The organism is Streptomyces sp. NPDC051677, from assembly GCF_044453465.1.
Classification (GTDB): domain Bacteria; phylum Actinomycetota; class Actinomycetes; order Streptomycetales; family Streptomycetaceae; genus Streptomyces.
Window position 1 is genome coordinate 156,554 of the sequence record NZ_JBITCT010000017.1, and the last position, 19,250, is coordinate 175,803.

The window sequence follows — 19,250 nt, forward strand, 5'->3', positions numbered from 1 at the left end:
CAACTACACCCACGTCCGGGGGCGGTAACGATTGGCACGTTCCACCAGGTCGATCCTCTCCTCACCGCCGGTCGCCAGCCGGGCCAGCGTGCGGTACGAGCGCTCCAGGCCGAAGCGCAGCCCCCGCTCGTCCAGTTCGCTGCCGAGCAGCACCCGTCGGGCGTCCGGTCCCGCGCCCCGGCCACCGGAGAGTATCCAGTCGAGGGCGCAGCCGAGGACTTCGGCGGACAGCTGCTCGCGCCGCTTCGGATCCAGACCGTACGCGTCCAACGCCTCGACCTGGGCCGCGGCGGCGGTGAGGTCCTCCAGGAAGGGTACGTCCAAGGCGAGGGCCGTCCGCTGCCGGAGCCGGGCGCGCACGGCCGCCACCCGGGCCGCCGTGTAGTGAATGGAGGACTCCGGCACCGACTCCAGCGTCCGTACGGCGCCCTTGCGGTCCCCGGCCGCGAGCTGGACGCGCGCCAGGCCGAACGCGGAGCTCACATAGCTGGGGTCGGTCGACCACACCAGGCGGTAGTACTCGGCGGCGTTGTCGAGCTGCCCCAGCAGCTCCGCGCACAGGCCGAGCGCCAGCTTGGGCGCGGGTTCGCCGGGGAAGGCGTCGTAGATCGCGTCGAAGGCGAGGGCGGCGCCCTCGTGGTCGCCGGTGACCAGCGCGGCCACGCCCCGGTACCAGACCACCCGCCAGTCGTCGGGCCGTTCGTCCTCCAGTTTCTGGAGGGACATGAGGGCGGCCTGGTGGTCGCCGTTCTCCAGCCAGGCGCGGATCTGCCGCAGCCGGGTCTCGACCGACGGTGCGGGCGCGGCGGCGAGCGCCGTGATCAGCTCGCCCGGCGCCGACGTCAACAGGCCTGCGAGGAAGCCCGCGTTGGGGTCGGAGGGGTCGACGTGCGGGACGGGCAGCGCGAGGGCCGCGGCGGGCGCGGGGACGGTCTTCACCAGGCCGCCGGGCACGGCACCGGACCCGCCGCCGGACGACACCGGGCCGCCGCCGGCGCCCAGGCCCGTACCCGTACCAGCCGTCGGCAGCGCGCCGGCGGGGGCGCCCGCGAAGGCGAGGGCGGGGACCGCGCCGCCGGACGGCGCAAGCGCACCGCCCGGACCACCCGTCCCGCCCGTGGCTCCGCCCAGGCCGCCGCCGAGAGCCGTCGTGGCTCCCGAACTACCGAACAGCCGCCGGGACTTGACCGCGATCCGGGTCCCCAGTCGGGACACCTCGCCGTCCAGCTTCGGGAACAGCTCGGTGTCCGTGACCTTGATCTCGGGCCCGAACAGGGTCGACAGCGAGGGCCGCGCCCGGCCGCTCTGCAGCGAGACGACCTCGCGCAGCACGCCCGTCAGCTGCTCCGCCATCTCCTGCGCGGAGGCGAACCTGCGGGCCGGGTCGGGGTCGGTGGCGCGCACGAGGAGCCGGTAGAAGGACTCGTACTGGCGGAAGACCTCGATGTTGTCGGGGTCGGGCAGGGAGTCGACGAAGACGGTCGTGTAGCCCTGGAAGTCGAAGGTCAGAACGGCGAGCGTACGGCCCACCGTGTACAGGTCGGAGGCGACCGACGGGCCGACCTCCGCGACCTCCGGGCCCTGGTAGCCGACCGTGCCGTAGATGGCCGACTCGTCGTCGTCCATGCGCCGGACCGCGCCCATGTCGATCAGCTTGAGCTGGTCCTCGGTCTGGATCGCGTTGTCGACCTTGAAGTCGCAGTACAGCAGGTTGCGGCTGTGCAGATGGCCGAGCGCCTCCAGGGCCTCGATGCCGTACGCGCACGCCTGCTCCACCGGCAGCGGGTCCCGCTTGCCCGCGGAGGTGCGGCGGGCGTTGGCGATCTCCTTCAGGGACTTGCCGCCGACGTACTCCATGACGATGTAGCCGTCGAGCGAGCCGGTGCGCTGGTCGAGGTGCTCCACGAAGTTGTAGATCCGCACGATGTTCGAGTGCTCGATCTCCGCGAGGAAGCGCCGTTCGGAGATCGCGGCGGCCATCGCGTCCTGGTCGCCCGTGTCGAGGAGGCCCTTGAGGACTACCCAGCGGTCGGACACCGCGCGGTCCACGGCGAGGTAGACCCACCCCAGGCCGCCGTGCGCGAGGCAGCCCGCGACCTCGTACTGGCCGTGCACGACGTCCCCGGCCTTCAGCTTCGGGACGAAGGAGTACGGGTTTCCGCACTTGGTGCAGAAGCCCTCCGTGCGGCCTTCGCGCTCGCCGCGCGAACGGCCCACCGGGGCACCGCAGTCGGAGCGCGAGCAGAACCGCTTGCGCTCGGGCACCTCGGGGTTCTCCAGCACCATCTCGCGCGGGTCGGGCCTCGGCACCTGCGGCACCGAGACCAGGCCGACGCCGAGCCGGGCCCGCCCGGAGGAGCCGGCCGCGGAGCCGGAGGAACGCACCGACACCGAGCGGCCCGTCGACTTGCCCGACAGCGAGCGCGACAGCCGCCCGGACACCGAGCGCCGCGACTTCGCCGACTGCGACGACGTACGGGAGCTGCGGGCACTGCGGGCGCTGTGCGAGCCGGAGCGTGAACTCCCGCTGCCCGACGAGCCCTTGCCGCCCGCGGTCACCCCGGTCGGCGGTGAGCCGACCATGCCTCTCGACGAGACGACGGGGGCCAGTCCACAGGTGTCGCAGTACAGCTCGCCGCCGCCCACGTCCTCGTACGACCCCTCGCAGCCCGGCCGCTGACACGCCTGCCCTGCCTGACTCATGGCTACTGCTCCCCCCTACGGTCCTCGAAGCCGCCCTGATCCGGCACGCGCGGGGCGGCCAGCAGTTCGGCGGCCGCCTGCTGGTAGCGCAGGACGGCCTGTTCGGCGACGCGCAGATCGCAGGGCGCGCTCCACAGCATGCGGCGCGCCGCGTCGTAGCGCTCGATGAGGAACGGGTCCTCGGCGAGCCCGTGCCGGGCGACCTTCGCCTTGTACGCGTCGAGGCGTCCGCGCAGTTCCGCGCGGACCGCCAGCGGCTGGGTGACCGCGGTCAACGACTCGCGGGCGCGCAGCAGTTCGTCCTCCGCCTTCTGCTCCAGGGTCTCCAGGAGCGGCGACAGGCGGTGCCACTGGGCGTGCCGGCGGTACTCGGCGGCCGTCGCGAGCTGCTCCTGCAGCACGGTCGGCGGGCCGCTGACCACCGGCACCTCGGTCGCGGCGATCTTCGCGAGCACCTCGCCGCGCGCGGTGCGCGCCTCGGCGAGCGTGCGGTCGGCGCGGCTGAGGATGTCCCGCAGCTTCACCAGCCGCTGCTCCGCGTCCTGACGGACCGTCAGGACCGCGTCGATCTCCCGGCGCACGTCCTCCAGGGCGCGCGCCTCACGGTCGTACACCGTGGTGTCGGGACGGCCGCCGCCCGGTGCCGAACTGCCCTGCGCGCGCACCCAGTACGCGAGCGGGTCCGACACCACCTGCTCGCGCAGGGCGGTCAGCGTGTGCGTGATGCGTTCCAGGTCGTCGCCCGCCGGGTGCTCGCCCGGGCGGACGCCGACGGAGTGGGCGAGCCGACGGGTGCGCTGGAGCTCCGCGGCCAGTAAATCTATCCGGGCGGGCAGCGCCGACCACACGGCGTCGGCGGCGACGACCATGTCCAGCGACGAGGCGTACAGCTCGTTCATGCGGTCGACGAGGGTGCTGAGGGAGAAGCTCTGGCTGAGCTTGCCCGAGCCGTGCAGCGTCGGCGCGCCGGCCAGGGCGGCGGCCGATCCGGCCAGCGGCCCGGCGACCGATCCCGCGATCGACCCGGCGACGGTGACGGACTCGCCGCGCAGCAGCTCCGTCAGCTCCACCAGGTCCTCACGGCTGGACCAGCGGCGGCGCGAACGGATCTCGCGGGCGCCGCGCAGCGCGTCCGTGTACGCGTCGAAGTACGCCCACAGCAGCGTGATCGACGCCTCCGCGGACGCCCAGCGCTCCTTGGTGACGCCGGTGAGCTCGGCGCCCTCCAGCAGCCTGCGGCCCGCGTGGTCCTGCAGGGCGAGAAGCGAGGTCTCGATCGCCTCGTGCTCCGCGCCGAGCCGCGCCAGCGCACGGTCGACCTCGTCCCGGTCCATCACCGGCCCGGGGGGTCCCGTGACGCCCATCGATCACCTCTCGCTGCCTTGTCGGTTCTACGCTCGGTACTCTGCCTGCCCGTCGGTCCGTCAACTCGTGCGCAGGTACTGCGGCGGCGTGGGCGGCTTCGACGTCGTCGCGTCACCGCCCAGTGTCGCCGACAGCCACTTGTCGTACGAGGCCTGCCAGCCGCTCGCGCGGTACTCCACCAGGATCTGGTTGACCCGGCGTACCAGATCGCTCGCGTCCTTCTTCATCGCCACGCCGTAGTACTCGACGGTGAACGGGGCGCCCTTGAGTTCGACCGTGGGGTCCTGGGCCGCCTGACTGGCCGCGAGCGCGCCGTCGGTGACCACCGCGTCGACCTCGCCGAGCTGCAACCGGACCAGGCAGTCGAGCTGGTTGGGGACGGTGGTGGCGATGTCGACGGTGGCGGGCAGCCGGCTCGCCTTCTTGTCGTCGTCGAGCTTGGTGTTGGCCGTCGAACCGGTCGCCGTGCAGATCTTCTTCTTCGCCAGCGTGTCGTTGTAGCCGGTGATCGCCGAGGACTTGGGGGCGAGGACCTGCTGGCCCGTCTTGAAGTACGGCGCGGAGAACGCGACGTCGGAGAGACGGCCGCAGGAGATCGTCATCGTGCGCACGACCATGTCGACCCGGCCCTCCTGGATGGCCGGGATGCGCTGATTGGTCGGGATGGCCTTGAACTGGACCGCCTCCGGGTCGCCGAGGATGTCCTGGGCGATCCGGTGGACCAGGTCGATGTCGAAGCCCTCCAGCTCCGCGCCGGTGTTGTTGGGGTCGCGGTAGCCCCAGCGGTAGCTGTTCTGGTCGACGCCGACGATCAGCTTGCGCTTCTCGCCCTGCCGGGCCTTGATCGCGGCGATCGTCGGGCCGTCCGCGCTCGACGGCGCCAGCGTCTGCTTCTCGGGGGCCGTGCAGGCGGCGTCGGCCACCGGGCTGCCTTCGCCGACGCCCCGGCCGCCCTGCCCCGTGCTTCCGTCGCCCTGGGAGTGCGCCCACGGCAGCAGCAGGACGAAGGCCAGCGCGAGCGCGCAGACGACCGCCATGGCCCCTACTCCGCCCCAGCCCTTCAGGCTGTCCCGCACACGTTGCGCACGCATCGTCGCGCCCCCTTTCACCGGTACTCCGACAGCCTGCGGCCGATGCCGAGGACCGCGCCCGCGGCGCCCAGCACGGCGAGCACGGCGGCGCCGACCGCCAGGCCGGTCATCGCGTCCAGACCGTCCCCGGCCGCCTGCTGGAACTCGACCTGCTCGTGCGCCAGCGCGGCCGCGAGGTTCTGGTCGACGCTGTCGAAGCACGCACCGGTCGCGTCCTTGCCGCCGATGACCAGGGCCAGCGCCTGCTCGTAGTTTCCGTTGTCGTCCTGCGAGCGGGCCTCGGTGTGGCGCTTCTTCCACTCCGCCATGTTGCTCTCGGCCGAGGTGACCGGCTTCTCGCCCGTCTGGTCGTCGGCGAGCTTCGCCGCCAGGGTGAGGCCCTTGCCGAGGGCGGTCATGTCGGTGGTGAAGTCGTGGTCGTACTTGTCGAGCGTGACCTCTTCGCCGTCGGCCGTCACCTTCACCGTCTCGGCGCCGCGGGCCACCAGCGTCAGGTTCTCGTTGCCGCGCGCCTTGAGGGAGGCGATCCGGGCGTCGTGCAGGACGTTCAGCGAACGGACGCCGTTGTCGTAGGAGTCGTCGAGACCCGCGCGGGCCACGCTGTGGCCGACGACCAGCCAGAGCAGGACGACGGCGGTGGCCCCTGACGCGGCGACCAGGCCGTGGTTCAGGACACGGTTCGTGCGGCGGTAGTTGCGGTGCTGCGCCCAGGCGAGGCCGGCCAGCGCGAGGACGCCCAGCGCGATCGCCGCCCACGGGTAGGGGGTGGCGTGGCCGTAGTCGTCCTGGAGGCGCTGGTTCTCCTTCTTGTAGAGCTCCTCGGCCGCCGGGAGCATGTCCTTCTGCATCTTCTGGTTGGCGTACCGCAGATAGGCGCCGCCGACCGGGAAGCCCTGCCGGTTGTACGTCCGCGCGCGCTCCACCAGGCCCTTGTACTCGGGCAGCAGCTTGTTCAGCTTGGTGATGACCGCCGTGGAGGAGGAGCCGGGATCGGCGTTGTTGGCCGCGGTGACGAGCTTGGAGGCGGCCTTGTCGATGTCCTCCTCGTAGCGCTGCCGGGACGCCGCCGTCTCCTGACCGCCCGCCAGGAAGCCGCTGGAGGCGGCCGTGTTGGCGTCGGCGAGGGAGCGGTAGATGTCGGCGGCGGCAGCGCTGAGCGGCTGGCTCTTGTGCAGCACGTCGTCGGCGGCGGCCTCACGGTCGGTCGTCTGCCAGGCCGTCACGGCGCCGAAGGCGAGGACGAGGAGGGCGAGGAAAGCGCCGATGATGCGGAGTCGGCCCGGCTCCGTGGTCGCCGCGGCCCGCGCCTTGTCGACGCCCTCGGCGAATGCCGTACGGCGTGTCGGCGGTGGTGTCGGCGGCGGTGTCGTACTGGTCGGCGGGTTCGCCAGGCTTGCCACTGTTTGACCTCCCCCATGGTCAGCTCCCGCCGGTAAGTATCGCTGGCGGGAGGTGTTGTGCGCACCGGCCTTCACTGGATCTTGATCAGATCGCAGTCACCCCTGTTCATGAATACGTCGTGGGCGCACATTCGGTTCCCTTTCGGCGGCAGGGTCGGGCTGCTCGAAGTAGGACCGCACCGACTCCTGCACCTGCGGCCCCGCCCCCAGCCGATCGAGACCCAGCAGAGCCGCCCCCAGGACGGGACGTGCGCGCACCACGCTCGGCACCGCCTTCGGCGCCCTGGCCGCCAGCAGTTCCCGCACCCGGTCGTCCAGTTGCTCGTGGCCCGCCGTCAGGACTCCTCCGCCCAGCAGCACCGGCGTTTCCTCCTCCAGCAGCTCCAGACGGGTCAGCGCCACCGCCGCCATGGTGACCACCTCCTCCGCCAGGCGGTCGACGAGCGTGCGGGCGACGGCGTCGCCCGCGGTCGCCGTCGCGAAGAGGACCGGGGTCAGTTCGTGGCGGCGGGACGGCGGGATGCGCTCCAGGTGGAGGGACTCGATCAGGGCGTACATGGTCGGCAGGCCGAAGTGGGCCGGGAGCGTGCGGGCCAGGGCCGTGTGGGCGCCCCTGCCGTCCTCCGCCCGCGCCGCGTGCCAGACGGCCTCCTCGGCCAGGCCCCAGCCGCCGCCCCAGTCGCCGGAGAGGCGGCCCAGCGCCGGGAAGCGGGCGGTGCGGCCGTCGGGGCACATGCCCACGCAGTTGATGCCGGCGCCGCAGACGACGGCCACGCCCAGGGGGTCGGCCACGCCCGCCCGCAGGATCGCGAAGGTGTCGTTGCGGACGTCCACGGACTCGCCCCACGCGCGCGCGTGCAGCGCCGCCGCCAACTGCTCCTCCTCGACCGGCAGGTCGGCGTTGGCCAGGCAGGCGGAGACATGGGTCGCCGTGGTGACGCCTGCTTGCCGGTACGCGCGCGTGACGATGTCGGCGAGGGCGTCGACGGCCGTCTCCACGCCCACCGCGGGCGGGCGGAAGCCGCCGCCGCGAGCCGTGCCGAGGACCTCGCCGTCGGCCGCCACGACCGCGACGTCGGTCTTGCTGTTGCCCGCGTCGATGGCGAGCACACTTGCCGTCAGGCCCACGCGAGGTGCTCCCGGTTGTGTGCGATCAGTCGGTCGGTCAGCTGCTCGGCGTACTCGTACTGGGCGACCAGCGGATGGGAGAGAAGGGCCTTGAAGACGCGGTTGCGGCCGCCGTGCAGGGCCGCGTCCAGGGCCAGGTCCTCATAGGCCGTCACGTTCGCCATCAGCCCCGCGTACAGGGGGTCCACCGGCACTACGGGGAGGGGGAAGGCGCCCTTGGGACCCACCGCCGCCTGGACCTCGATCACCGCGTCGTCCGGGAGGAAGGGCAGCGTGCCGTTGTTGTGGGTGTTCACCACCTGGTACGGGCTGCCGGAGCCGGTGAGCAGGGCCGCCGCCAGATCCACCGCCGCCTCCGAGTAGTAAGCGCCGCCGCGCTTCGCCAGCAGGGCCGGCTTCTCGGCCAGCGCCGGGTCGGCGTACAGCGCCAGCAACTCGCGTTCCATCGCCGCCACTTCGGCCGCCCTCGACGGCTTGCTGCGCAGTTCCCGTACGACCTCGTCGTGCGCGTAGTAGTAGCGCAGGTAGTACGACGGGACCACGCCGAGGCGGTCCAGGAGCTCGCGGGGCAGCCGTAGGTCGGCGGCGATCGCGTCGGCGTGGGTGGTCAGGAGGTCCGGCAGGACGTTCTCGCCCTCGGGGCCGTCCAGACGGACCCCCGTCTCCCAGGTGAGGTGGTTGAGGCCCACGTGGTCCAGGTGGAGGTCGGCCGGAGTGACGTCGAGGAGGGCGGCGAACTTGCGCTGGAGGCCGATCGCCACGTTGCACAGGCCGACCGCCTTGTGGCCGGCCCCCAGCAGGGCTCGGGTGACGATGCCGACCGGGTTGGTGAAGTCGATGATCCAGGCGTGCGGGTTGGTGCGCCGGACGCGTTCGGCGATGTCCAGGACCACGGGGACGGTGCGCAGCGCCTTCGCCAGGCCGCCCGCGCCGGTCGTCTCCTGCCCGACGCAACCGCACTCCAGGGGCCAGGTCTCGTCCTGCTCGCGGGCCGCCTGGCCGCCGATGCGGAGTTGGAGCAGGACGGCGTCCGCGCCCTCGACCGCCGCGTCCAGGTCGGAGGTCGTGACGATCCGGCCGGGGTGGCCCTGGCGGGCGAAGATGCGGCGGGCCAACCCGCCCACCAGTTCCAGTCGTTCGGCCGCCGGGTCGACGAGGACCAACTCCTCGACGGGCAGGGTGTCCCGTAGGCGGGCGAAGCCGTCGATCAGTTCGGGTGTGTAGGTCGAGCCGCCGCCGACCACGGTGAGTTTCATCGAGGCTCTCCTTTGTGGATACTCCGGCCTTCAGGCCGGGGTGGGGGTACCTCCCGCTTGCGGGGGAGAAACGAAGCTCCTGCGGAGCAGGGCAAGAAGAGCCGGTTCGCCGCCAGGGCGGACCGGCGTTCACCGGCCACCGGCCGACACTCGCCGCTCACACGGAATCCGATATGGTGTGAGGTATGACGCAGCAGGTCAAGCGGGCGTTCAAGTACCGCTTCTACCCCACGGACGAGCAGGCGGCCGAGCTGTCGCGCACGTTCGGCTGCGTCCGCCTCGTGTACAACAGGGCGCTGGAAGAGCGCACTCGGGCCTGGTACGGCGAGCAGCGCCGCGTCTCCTACGTGCAGTCCTCCGCTGCGCTCACGGAGTGGAAGAAGACCGAGGAGCTGGCCTTTCTGACGGAGGTGTCCTCCGTTCCGCTCCAGCAGGCCCTGAGGCACTTGCAGACGGCGTTCGGGAACTTCTTCGCCAAGCGTGCGAAGTACCCGCGTTTCAAGAGCCGGAAGAAGTCCCGCGCGTCGGCCGAGTACACCCGCAGCGCCTTCAAGTGGCGCGACGGGCAACTGACGCTGGCGAAGATGGCGGAGCCCTTGGACATTCGCTGGTCGCGTCCGCTGCCCGAGGGTGCGGAGCCGACCACGGTGACCGTGTCCCGCGACGCGGCGGGACGCTGGTTCGTGTCCCTGCTGTGCGAGGACGCCATCACCCCGGCCCCCGCCACCACGGCGGCAGTCGGTATCGACGCAGGGATCACCTCCCTGGTGACCCTGTCCACCGGGGAGAAGGTCGCCAACCCCCGGCACGAGCGGCGTGACCGCGCCCGTCTGGCCCGCGCGCAGCGTGAGCTGTCGCGGAAGGCGAAGGGCTCGGCGAACCGGGAGAAGGCCCGCCGCAAGGTCGCCCGCGTGCATGCGCGGATCGCCGACCGGCGCCGGGACTTCCTGCACAAGCTGTCGACTCGTCTCGTCCGTGAGAACCAAACGGTCGTGATCGAGGACCTCACCGTCCGCAACCTGCTGAAGAACGGCAAGCTCGCGCGCGCCATCTCGGATGCTTCGTGGACGGAACTGCGCTCCATGCTGGAGTACAAGTGCGCCTGGTACGGGCGTGAACTCGTCGTGGTCGACCGCTGGTTCCCCAGCTCGAAGCTGTGCGGGGCCTGCGGCACGGTCCGCGAGAAGCTGCCGCTGAACGTCCGGGAGTGGACGTGTGACTGCGGCACTGTGCATGACCGCGACGTGAACGCGGCGCGCACCATCCTGGCCGCCGGGCTGGCGGCGTCTGCCTGTGGAGACGGTGTAAGACCTCAACGGGAGTCCTCCCGGACGGGGCGGTCGTCGGTGAAGCAGGAACCCCAGCGGGCGACCGCTGGAATCCCCCGCCGTTAGGCGAAGGAGGAAGCCAAGCCTTGTTAACCCTTCACTCCGGTGAGGGTGACACCTTCGACGAACGCCTTCTGGGCGAAGAAGAACACGAGGATCACGGGGGCCATGACCAGCACGGTGGCCGCCATGGTGAGGTTCCAGTCGGTGTGGTGCGCGCCCTTGAAGGACTCCAGGCCGTAGGACAGGGTCCAGGCGGCCGGGTTCTCCGAGGTGTAGATCTGCGGGCCGAAGTAGTCGTTCCAGGCGGCGAAGAACTGGAAGAGCGCGATCGCGGCGATGCCGGGCTTGGCCATCGGGAGGACCACCTTCAGCAGGGTGCGCAGGTCACCGCAGCCGTCCACCTTCGCCGCGTCCACGTACTCGTTCGGGATCGTCATCAGGAACTGACGCAGCAGGAAGATCGAGAACGCGTCGCCGAACGCCAGCGGGATGATCATCGGCCACAGGGTGCCCGACAGGTCCAGCTGCTTCGCCCAGAAGAGGTACATCGGGATGACGACCACCTGCGGAGGCAGCATCATCATCGAGATCACCAGCATCAGCGTCAGATTGCGGCCCCGGAAGCGGAACTTGGCGAGCGCGTACGCCACGGGGACCGAGGACACGACGGTAAGGACTGTTCCCAGTCCGGCGTAGATCAGCGTGTTCTTCCACCAGGTGAGGAAACCGGGGGTGTCGAAGACCTTCCGGTAGTTGGCCCACTCCCAGGTGTGCGGGATCAGGTCCCGGCTGAGCGCCTGCGAGTCGCTCATCAGGGAGGTCAGGAAGACGAACACGAAGGGGAGCGTGAAGAACAGGGCCGCGGCGACGCCCAGGGAGTGGACCGCGATCCATTCCAGGAGCGCCTTGCGGCGGGCCGTGCGCTCGGCGGGCGAGGCGGGGGCCATCGACTCCACCGGCCACCCCGGTACTCGGGCCGTGCGCCGGGTCGTGCCCCGGGCCGTGTCGTGGGCCGTGTCCTGGGCCATGTCAGTCACCTGCCTGGATGAGACCGCCCCGGCGCCGCATCAACAGCGCGGTGAACGCCATCGACAGGGCGAACAGGACCAGGGCGACGACACAGGCGGAGCCGTAGTCGAAGCGCTGGAAGCCGAGGTTGTAGACGAGTTGGGGGAGGGTGAGCGTGGAGTGCTCGGGGTAGCCGGGCTCGAACATGGTGCCCGCGCCCTGGATCACGCCCGAGGCGACCTTTCCCGCGACGAGCGGCTGCGTGTAGCACTGCATCGCCGCGATCACCCCGGTGACGACCGCGAACATGATGATCGGCGAGATGTTGGGAAGGGTGACGAACCGGAACCGCTGCCACGCCGACGCGCCGTCCAGCTCCGCCGCCTCGTACTGCTCCCTGGGCACGTCGAGCAGCGCGGCCATGAAGATGACCATCAGGTCGCCCACGCCCCACAGGAACATCAGCGTCAGGGCCGGCTTGGACCAGTCCGGGTCGTTGAACCAGGCCGGCGCCGGGATGCCGATCTTCTCCAGGATCGAGTTGACCGGGCCTGTACCGGGGTTGAGGAGGAACGCGAACGCCATCGTCGCGGCGACCGGCGGGGCGAGGTAGGGCAGGTAGAAGAGGGTCCGGAAGACGCCCGTACCGGTCTTGATCTTCGTGATCAGCATGCCGATCCCGAGTCCGAACAGGACCCGCAGGGTCACCATGATCACGACGAGCCAGAGGGTGTTGCGCAGGGCCGGCCAGAAGAAGGGGTAGTGCTCGAAGACGTACGTCCAGTTCTTCGTGCCGCTCCACGTCGGCGGCCGGAAGCCGTCGTAGTGCATGAACGAGAAGTAGACCGTCGAGATCATCGGGTACGCGAAGAAGACCGCGAAGCCGATCAGCCAGGGGGAGAGGAAGGCGAGGGTGCGCAGCGTCGAGCGACGGTGTTTCGCCCGCAGCGTGTGGGTGGCCGCCATCGCTACTTCGCCTGCGCGATGTCCGTGTCGATCTGCGCGGCCGCCTTCTTCAGGCCCGCCTGCAGGTCGGTGACCTTGCCGCTCTCGTAGTCGTAGCCGAGCTGCTGGACGGTGGTGAGGTAGACGCCGCCGTTGATCGAGGCCGGGGAGGTGGTCGAGTTCGGGTTGGCGGCGATGTCGAGGAAGGTCTTGAAGCGCGGGTCGTACTTCAGGTCGGGGGACTTCAGGGCGGCCAGTGTGGACGGCACGTTGTGGATGGCGTTGGAGAAGGCGACCACCGCGGACGTGTCGGTGGTCATGTACTTCACCAGTTCCCAGGCCGCGTTCTGCTTCTTGCTGGTGGCGGCGATGCCGGCGATGGTGCCGGTGATGTAGCCCTTGCCGTACTGGGCCGCCTGGTCGTCCGGGACGGGCAGCGGCGCGACGCCGATCTCGAAGTCCGGCTTGGCGTCCAGGGCCATGCCCAGGCGCCACTCGCCGTCGAGCTGCATGGCGACCTGGCCGGTCTGGAAGGGATGCTTCGGGCCCCACTCGTCGCCGAGCGTGGACCGGAAGGTCTCCAGCTTCTTGAAGCCGCCGAGTTCGTCGACGAGCTTCTTCTGGAGGGTGAAAGCGGCCGCCACGGCCGGGTCCGTGGCGATGGTCGACTTGCCCGCCTTGTCGAAGTACGTCGGGGAGAACTGGCCGAGGTAGTGCTCGGTGGTCGTCTCCCAGCCGTGGTAGTCCGGCATGAAGCCGAGCTGCTTGAACGTGTTCCCCTGGGCGATCGTCAGCTTCTTGGCGTCGGCCTCGAACTCGGACCAGGTCTTGGGCGGGGAGGTGATGCCCGCCTTCTTGAACGCGGTCTTGTTGTAGTAGAGGCCGTACGCGTCGCCCAGCAGGGGGACGGCACAGCGGTTGCCGTCGTACTGGGTGTACTGGTTCATCGCCTTCGGGAAGGTCGTGGACGGGTCGATGTCCGCCTTCTGGAAGTACGGGTTGAGGTCGATCAGGGCGCCCGACGAGCAGAACTTGCCGACGTTGTTGGTGGTGAACGACGAGATCACGTCCGGGGCCTTGCTGCCGCCCGCGCGCAGCGCCTGGTTGATCTTGTCGTCGGTCATGTTGCCGACGACGTTCACATGGATGTTGGGGTGCGTCTTCTCGAAGCCCGCGATCAGCGACTGGACGGCCTTGACCTCGTTCGGCGCGCTCCAGGCGTGCCAGAAGGTAAGGGTCGTCTCCTTTGACGCGTCGTCGTCGGCGCCGGCCGCGGACTGGCCGGTGCAGGCGGTGGTGGACAGGAGCAGGGCCGTGGAGGCGGTGAGGGCAAAAGCCGCCTTTCGGACGACTTCGGGTATGCGTGTGGGCATGGCGGAGCCTTCCAGGGACAGGGCAGGACAGGGTGAGGTGTGGCGTGTGAGGTGAGATGAGGTGACGTGCGGGGTGTGGCGAAGGGGAGGTGTGGGAGCGGGTGCTGCTAGCGCGAGGTGTCGAAGACCTCGTCGCGGGTGGCCGCCAGCGCGCTCTCCAGTGCGCCGCGCAGGACGGGCTGTTCGGTGACGTCGCCCACGACCAGCTTCGGCCGGGACGCGGCCAGCTCCTCCAGTTCGGCCTGGACGAGGGCGCGCAGTGTCTCGCCGCCGGCGGTCAGGCTGGCGCCGCTGAGGACGACGAGTTCGGGGTCGAGCACGGAGACGAGCGAGGCGAGACCGGTCGCGAGCCGGGTCGCGTACGTCTGGAGCAGCAGCCGGTTCAGGACCGTGTCCTCGGCGGCGGCCCGCTCGACGAGGCCGGCTGCGACCTCGGCGTACGGTCCGGACGGGATGCCGGTCATGCCGAGCTCCCGGGCGAGCTGGGGGATGGCCTGCGAGCCCGCCAGCTCCTGGTAGCCGCCGCTGTTGGCTTTGGTCACCTGCCGGACCAGGGGTGCTCCGGGAACCGGCAGGAAACCTACCTCGCCCGCGCCGCCGGTCCAGCCGCGGTGCAGCCGCCCGCCGAGGACGAGCGCGGCGCCGAGACCGCCCTCGTTCCACAGCAGGACGAAGTCCTCGTGGCCGCGGGCCGCGCCGAGCCGTTGTTCGGCGACGGCGGCGAGGTTGACGTCGTTCTCGTACTCGACCGGCATCGGCAGGGCTGCGGCGAGGTCGTCGAGCAGCGTCGGGGAGTGCCAGCCGGGCAGGTGGGAGGCGTAGCGCAGACGACCGGTGGTGGGGTCGAACGCGCCGGGGGTGGCGACGACGAGCCGCCGCACGTCGTCCCGGGTGAGGTGTGCGGCCTTCATCGCGCCGTCGAGGGCGTCGGTGACCTGCCGTACGACGGCGCCTGCGGTGTTGCGGCCGGGCGTGGGCACCTCGTACGTGCCCACGGTGCGGCCGGTGACGTCGGCGACGGCGGCGAGGACGCGTTCGGGGGTGACGTCCAGACCGGCGGCGTAGGCGGCGGCCGGGTTGACCTCGTACAGCTGGGCGTTGGGGCCCGGGCGTCCCTCGGTGGTGCCGGTGGCCAGGACCAGTCCCGCCGCTTCCAGGCGGGCCAGGAGCTGTGAGGCGGTGGGCTTGGACAGGCCGGTGAGCTTGCCGATGCGGGTGCGCGACAGGGGGCCGTGCGCCAGCAGGAGGTCGAGCGCGGCACGGTCGTTCATGGCGCGCAGGACGCGCGGCGTGCCCGGCGTACCGGCGGTTCCTGCCATGGGTCGACACCTGCCTTTCTGAACTGCACAGCTTTTCAGTGACGCGGGACACAAGTCCACTTCCGGCCACTGTTAGGAAAGTTTCCTATCGGCTGGAAGGGAAGGTAAACCCGGCACGAAGGGGGCGTCAAGGCGCTAAACGGCAAACGCCCCCGAGGCAACAGAGTCGTTACCTCGGGGGCGTGGCGCGGACGTCGGCGCGCGTTGCCTCTTACTTCGGCTGAGGCGCCGTCGCCCGCTGCGGAGCGATCGGTGTCGCCGCCGCGTGCTGCGGGGAGTCCGCGTTGGAGAAGACGGACGGCGCCGCGACCGCGTCCGTCGGGTCGGCGGGATCCCCCGTGAGGGGGGCGGTCTCGCCGCCCACGATGCGGATGTCGGCCGCGTCGAAGGCGCGCTTCACGCGCCAGCGCAGCTCACGCTCGACCGAGAGGGCCTTGCCCGGCATCGTCTTCGCGGAGACGCGGACCACCATCGAGTCCAGCAGCACGCTGTCCAGGCCGAGGACCTCGATCGGGCTCCACAGGAGCTCGTTCCAGGGCTCTTCCTTGCTCATCTTGTCGGCGACCTCGTCCAGCGTGGCCTTGACCCGGTCGAGATCCTCGGACGCCTTGACGGTGACGTCGACGCCGGCCGTCGCCCAACCCTGCGAGAGGTTGCCGATGCGCTTGACCTCGCCGTTGCGGACGTACCAGATCTCACCGTTGGCGCCGCGCAGCTTGGTCACGCGCAGGCCCACCTCGATGACCTCGCCGGTGGCCACGCCCGCGTCGATCTGGTCGCCGACGCCGTACTGGTCCTCCAGGATCATGAAGACGCCGGAGAGGAAGTCCGTGACCAGGTTGCGCGCGCCGAAACCGATCGCCACACCCGCGACACCCGCGGAGGCCAGCAGCGGGGCGAGGTTGATCTCGAACGTGGCCAGAACCATCAGCGCGGCCGTGCCGAGGATCAGGAAACTCGCCACCGACCGCAGCACCGAGCCGATCGCCTGCGAGCGCTGACGGCGCCGCTCGGTGTTGACCAGCAGCCCGCCCAGCGCCGTCCCGTCGACCGACGCCACGGTGCGGTTCATCCGGTCGATCAGCTTGGTGATCGCCCGCTGCACCACCACTCTCAGCACCACGGCGATGGCCAGGATCAACAGGACCCTCAGGCCGATCGCCAGCCACGTCGACCAGTTCTGCTCGACCCAGCTGGCCGCGTTCGTCGCGCTCTCCTGGGCGTCCTGAAGGGACGGGACCGTCACCGTGGTCGGCGACTCCGAGGGAGTCGGCGACGGCGAGGCGTCGGCGGCCAGTAGGACGGCGGGCAAGGACACGGCAGGTACCTCCAGGTGCTGCACTGCTCCATCCGGTGCGGCGGTCAAGGGCGACACGCGCTGCAAGGTCACGGAAGGGTCACCGGACAGGCAGAACCACCACACTAACGGGGCATTGTGAGTGACTCGGCGAGATACGTGAAGGAGAGACGGTCCTCACCTGCGCTTGAACCGGCCATGATCCTGGGGAGAAATCAGGGTGTGGTCGAAAACACTCCCAGCCCGTTACCGGGACATGGTGGCGCGTCCACCAGCCCAGAGGAGAGACTGACTGCAGATCGTCCCGGCGCGAGCCACGCGCCGCCGACGCCCAAGGAGGCATCCGTGCCGCATGTCCTGGTCCTCAACGCGTCGTACGAGCCGCTCGGCGTCGTACCGCTCCGCCGCGCGCTCATCCTCGTCCTGGAGAACAAGGCAGTCTCCCTGGAGGAATCCGGCGCCTTCATGCACAGCGCGACCGTCACAGTCCCCGCACCCAGCGTGGTCCGGCTCAAGCGATTCGTCCGGGTTCCCTATCGGGGGCCCGTTCCTCTCACCCGTCGAGCGCTGTTCGCGCGGGACGGGGGCCGGTGCATGTACTGCGGTGGCGTCGCAACCAGCGTCGACCACGTCATCCCGCGCAGCCGCGGGGGCAAACACGTGTGGGACAACGTCGTGGCGTCCTGCCGTCGCTGCAACCACGTCAAGGCCGACCGGCACCTCGTCGAGATCGGCTGGCGGCTGCGCCACAAACCCGCCCCTCCCTCCGGTCTCGCCTGGCGCATCATCGGCACGGGCCATAGGGATCCGCGCTGGCTGCCGTACTTGCAGCCGTACGGCGCGGACGACGCCCTGGCCCGGATCGACGGCATCTCCGCCTAGCGATCCGGGCTTTTGCATGCCCCGTGGCGCCGCCCACAGACGGCACAGCCACGGGGCCCTTCGGGACGCCTCGGGCGCCTGAAAGATCGCTTGAACGACCGCCTGAAAGAGAGGCGGCGGGTCGGCGAGTCGGTCACGGAGAGGCACCTGGGACGCGATCTCCCCGTCGGCGGCGGCCGGCGTCGGGCCAAGCCAGGCCAGGCCGGTAAGGCACGGTGACCGCGAGATCGGCGAGACCTCCTGCACGGCACCAGCCTGGACATCCGCCGGCACCCGGCAGATGCAGGGTGCCGGCGCTCCACCGGTCAGGGCCTCGTCCGGGAGAGGGACGGTTGTGTCAGAGGCCGTCGGTGGTGACGTTGTTCTGCCAGACCCAGTAGCCGGTGAGCGTGCCGGCGCTGATCCGCAGCATGGTGCGGCCATTGATGGTGGCGCGCTGGTCGAACGGGGCGTTTGAGGGGTGGTCCCACTGGACCGTCTTGGTGGAGCCGATCGCGCCGTCGGTGCCGTATTTGAAGACGTCGACGGAGGTATTGGCGGGGAAGGTGAGGGCGCGGGCGGGGAGATAGGTCTTGGTCCACCACTGGCCGCGCAGGAAGGCGCTGGAGTAGTTCTCCCCGACCCACCAGCCGGCATACGCTCCGGCGCTGATCCGGTAGTAGACGCCGCGGCCGTGGATGCGCCGGCGCATGGTCGCGGGGGCGGCGGTGGCCTTGGCGAAGGTGACCTGCTTGGTGGCGGCCTGGGCGTCGTCCTTGGCGGGGTCGTAGGCGCCGGTCGTGGTGGTGGCGTACTGGTAGAGGGTGTGGGTGCCGGCGGCGAAGGCGACGGTGCCGCCGCTCGGCAGGTCATCGGAGACCAGGTCCGGGTACGGGTAGTCGTCCAGCAGCTGGTCCATGTCCCGGGCGAAGGCGTAGTGGCCGGAGAACCACTGCAGCTGCATGAAAAGGTCGATGTGATGGTGGTGATAGGAGAGCGGCGCGATGCGGTGGGTGTTGCAGTAGTAGGAGAGCCAGCGGGTGTTGCGCAGCCGGGGGTAGTAGTTGCTGATCGTGGTCAGGCCGCCGTCCCACAGCTGGAGCGCCAGCTCGTTGCGGGTCTGCTGGTAGTAGTCCCACAGCCCGAACAGCGCGAAGATCATGCCGTTGAACGTGTAGTCGGACGTGCCGGGTGCGTCGACGGGGTATTCCTGGATCCAGAAGAAGCCCGAGCTGTCCTTGTTGATCACCCATGGTTTGGCGTCGTCGGCGCGCAGCAGTGAGGCGAACGCCCCGTCGGCCGCGGCCAGGTACTGGGCGCGTTCCGCCTCGGTGACCTCAGTGGCCCCGGTGAGCTGGGCGAGCTGGATGAACAGGGAGATCGCCTCGCCCTGGGCCATGCCGGAGTACCAGGGGGCGGTGAAGACCAGTCCGCCGTGCTCACTGTGGGTGTAGTTGAAGGGGTAAGGGAAGTACCAGGCGCCGCGGGTCTCGACCCGCCGGTCGATCTGCCGCTGGGCGTGGGCCTTGGCGCGGGTGAGGAACCACGTGTCACCGGTGGTGCGGTACGAGGCGAGGCAGCCCAGGCCGTACTGGATCTGCGTGACCGGGTGGTCGTACAGCTTGCCGTCGCCGTTGATGAAAACGTCGGGGTCGTTGTAGAACATCCGGACGCCCTGGGCGTCGACGTAGGCGCCCTCGTCGCCCTTGGCGACGGGCCGGTTGCGCCACGGGCGCAGCTCCTCGGGCACGTCGGCGATGGTGTAGCCGGTGGTGTTGAACTCGAACGGCAGCGTGGTGGGCACGTCGTCCGCGGCCGTCTGCGGATCGACGGTGCCACCGGTGTAGGGGATCCGTCTGCTCGGGGGCGTGATCGTGCCGCTGGTGAACTGCTCCGGCGGCGGACCCAGCGTGGTGGTCGGTTCAGGGGTGCGGGGCAGGCTGAGCACCCGGGACATGGGGATCCCCGCGTACGGACGTGCGGTGGGACCGGCGAAGACGTCGGCTGACGCGGGCGAGACGCCCCCTCCCACGGCGAGGGCGCCGAGCGCGCTACCGCCGGTGAGGCGTATGAACCGGCGGCGGCCGACGTCGGTGCGTCGTTGACCTGTCACGTACAACTCCTATGAACAAAAGGGGGTGGCATGCCGATGGCACGGGGCACGGGGAGCACG

14 protein-coding genes are annotated in these 19,250 nt (G+C 70.4%); 2 read left to right on the forward strand and 12 right to left on the reverse strand.

What is annotated here, in order from left to right; genetic code table 11:
- Positions 1 to 3 precede the first annotated feature (3 nt).
- The 6 genes from ACIBAF_RS21990 to ACIBAF_RS22015 all read right to left on the reverse strand — a co-directional run bounded on the left by ACIBAF_RS21990 (position 4) and on the right by ACIBAF_RS22015 (position 8,943).
- Positions 4 to 2,703 (reverse strand): tetratricopeptide repeat protein, encoded by a 2,700-nt coding sequence (locus ACIBAF_RS21990; protein WP_399464963.1) that lies wholly within the window; start codon positions 2,701 to 2,703, stop codon positions 4 to 6.
- A 2-nt stretch (positions 2,704 to 2,705) separates the two neighbouring features.
- On the reverse strand, positions 2,706 to 4,067 hold the full coding sequence (locus ACIBAF_RS21995) for a hypothetical protein (RefSeq protein WP_399464964.1): 1,362 nt from the start codon (positions 4,065 to 4,067) through the stop codon (positions 2,706 to 2,708).
- A gap of 60 nt (positions 4,068 to 4,127) precedes the next feature.
- Positions 4,128 to 5,159 carry a glutamate ABC transporter substrate-binding protein gene (locus tag ACIBAF_RS22000; protein WP_399464965.1) on the reverse strand — a complete coding sequence of 344 codons (1,032 nt, stop codon included), beginning with the start codon at positions 5,157 to 5,159 and terminating at the stop codon, positions 4,128 to 4,130.
- Positions 5,160 to 5,173: 14 nt separating this feature from the next.
- Positions 5,174 to 6,550, reverse strand: a complete 1,377-nt coding sequence (locus ACIBAF_RS22005; protein WP_399464992.1) for a hypothetical protein — start codon at positions 6,548 to 6,550, stop codon at positions 5,174 to 5,176.
- Positions 6,551 to 6,655: 105 nt separating this feature from the next.
- Positions 6,656 to 7,687: an N-acetylglucosamine kinase gene (locus ACIBAF_RS22010; protein WP_399464966.1), complete on the reverse strand. Its 1,032-nt coding sequence runs from the start codon at positions 7,685 to 7,687 to the stop codon at positions 6,656 to 6,658.
- Positions 7,678 to 8,943: a 6-phospho-beta-glucosidase gene (locus tag ACIBAF_RS22015; RefSeq protein ID WP_399464967.1), complete on the reverse strand. Its 1,266-nt coding sequence runs from the start codon at positions 8,941 to 8,943 to the stop codon at positions 7,678 to 7,680. Before ACIBAF_RS22015 ends, ACIBAF_RS22010 begins: the two co-directional genes overlap by 10 nt.
- Before the next feature lie 185 nt (positions 8,944 to 9,128).
- Here ACIBAF_RS22015 and ACIBAF_RS22020 point away from each other — a divergent pair, with 185 nt between their 5' ends.
- Complete coding sequence (locus ACIBAF_RS22020) at positions 9,129 to 10,337, forward strand: RNA-guided endonuclease InsQ/TnpB family protein (RefSeq protein WP_399464968.1); 1,209 nt, start codon at positions 9,129 to 9,131, stop codon at positions 10,335 to 10,337.
- Between the two features lie 23 nt (positions 10,338 to 10,360).
- On the opposite strand, the gene ACIBAF_RS22025 is transcribed toward ACIBAF_RS22020, so the two are convergent.
- The 5 genes from ACIBAF_RS22025 to ACIBAF_RS22045 all read right to left on the reverse strand — a co-directional run bounded on the left by ACIBAF_RS22025 (position 10,361) and on the right by ACIBAF_RS22045 (position 16,237).
- On the reverse strand, positions 10,361 to 11,221 hold the full coding sequence (locus ACIBAF_RS22025; RefSeq protein WP_399464993.1) for a carbohydrate ABC transporter permease: 861 nt from the start codon (positions 11,219 to 11,221) through the stop codon (positions 10,361 to 10,363).
- A gap of 82 nt (positions 11,222 to 11,303) precedes the next feature.
- Positions 11,304 to 12,248, reverse strand: a complete 945-nt coding sequence (locus tag ACIBAF_RS22030) for a carbohydrate ABC transporter permease (RefSeq protein WP_399464969.1) — start codon at positions 12,246 to 12,248, stop codon at positions 11,304 to 11,306.
- Positions 12,249 to 12,250: 2 nt separating this feature from the next.
- The gene (locus ACIBAF_RS22035; protein WP_399464970.1) at positions 12,251 to 13,600 is read right to left on the reverse strand and encodes an ABC transporter substrate-binding protein; all 1,350 of its coding nucleotides are present in this window, start codon (positions 13,598 to 13,600) and stop codon (positions 12,251 to 12,253) included.
- 107 nt (positions 13,601 to 13,707) lie between these two features.
- Positions 13,708 to 14,919, reverse strand: coding sequence for an ROK family transcriptional regulator (locus ACIBAF_RS22040; protein WP_399464971.1), 1,212 nt, complete (start codon positions 14,917 to 14,919; stop codon positions 13,708 to 13,710).
- Positions 14,920 to 15,130: 211 nt separating this feature from the next.
- A complete protein-coding gene (locus tag ACIBAF_RS22045; protein WP_399464972.1) occupies positions 15,131 to 16,237 on the reverse strand; it encodes a mechanosensitive ion channel family protein in 1,107 nt (368 codons plus the stop codon).
- 324 nt (positions 16,238 to 16,561) lie between these two features.
- Here ACIBAF_RS22045 and ACIBAF_RS22050 point away from each other — a divergent pair, with 324 nt between their 5' ends.
- Positions 16,562 to 17,098: an HNH endonuclease gene (locus tag ACIBAF_RS22050; RefSeq protein WP_069772758.1), complete on the forward strand. Its 537-nt coding sequence runs from the start codon at positions 16,562 to 16,564 to the stop codon at positions 17,096 to 17,098.
- Between the two features lie 337 nt (positions 17,099 to 17,435).
- Here ACIBAF_RS22050 and ACIBAF_RS22055 read toward each other — a convergent pair whose 3' ends face one another.
- Positions 17,436 to 19,190, reverse strand: coding sequence for a D-glucuronyl C5-epimerase family protein (locus ACIBAF_RS22055; protein ID WP_399464974.1), 1,755 nt, complete (start codon positions 19,188 to 19,190; stop codon positions 17,436 to 17,438).
- Between the last annotated feature and the right edge of the window lie 60 nt (positions 19,191 to 19,250).

Coding starts and splice junctions, on each gene's coding strand:
- ACIBAF_RS21990 (WP_399464963.1), bottom strand. CDS start 2,703: ATGAGTCAGGCAGGGCAGGCGTGTCAGCGGCCGGGCTGCGAGGGGTCG.
- ACIBAF_RS21995 (WP_399464964.1), bottom strand. CDS start 4,067: ATGGGCGTCACGGGACCCCCCGGGCCGGTGATGGACCGGGACGAGGTC.
- ACIBAF_RS22000 (WP_399464965.1), bottom strand. CDS start 5,159: ATGCGTGCGCAACGTGTGCGGGACAGCCTGAAGGGCTGGGGCGGAGTA.
- ACIBAF_RS22015 (WP_399464967.1), bottom strand. CDS start 8,943: ATGAAACTCACCGTGGTCGGCGGCGGCTCGACCTACACACCCGAACTG.
- ACIBAF_RS22020 (WP_399464968.1), top strand. CDS start 9,129: ATGACGCAGCAGGTCAAGCGGGCGTTCAAGTACCGCTTCTACCCCACG.
- ACIBAF_RS22025 (WP_399464993.1), bottom strand. CDS start 11,221: ATGGCCCCCGCCTCGCCCGCCGAGCGCACGGCCCGCCGCAAGGCGCTC.
- ACIBAF_RS22030 (WP_399464969.1), bottom strand. CDS start 12,248: ATGGCGGCCACCCACACGCTGCGGGCGAAACACCGTCGCTCGACGCTG.
- ACIBAF_RS22035 (WP_399464970.1), bottom strand. CDS start 13,600: ATGCCCACACGCATACCCGAAGTCGTCCGAAAGGCGGCTTTTGCCCTC.
- ACIBAF_RS22040 (WP_399464971.1), bottom strand. CDS start 14,919: ATGGCAGGAACCGCCGGTACGCCGGGCACGCCGCGCGTCCTGCGCGCC.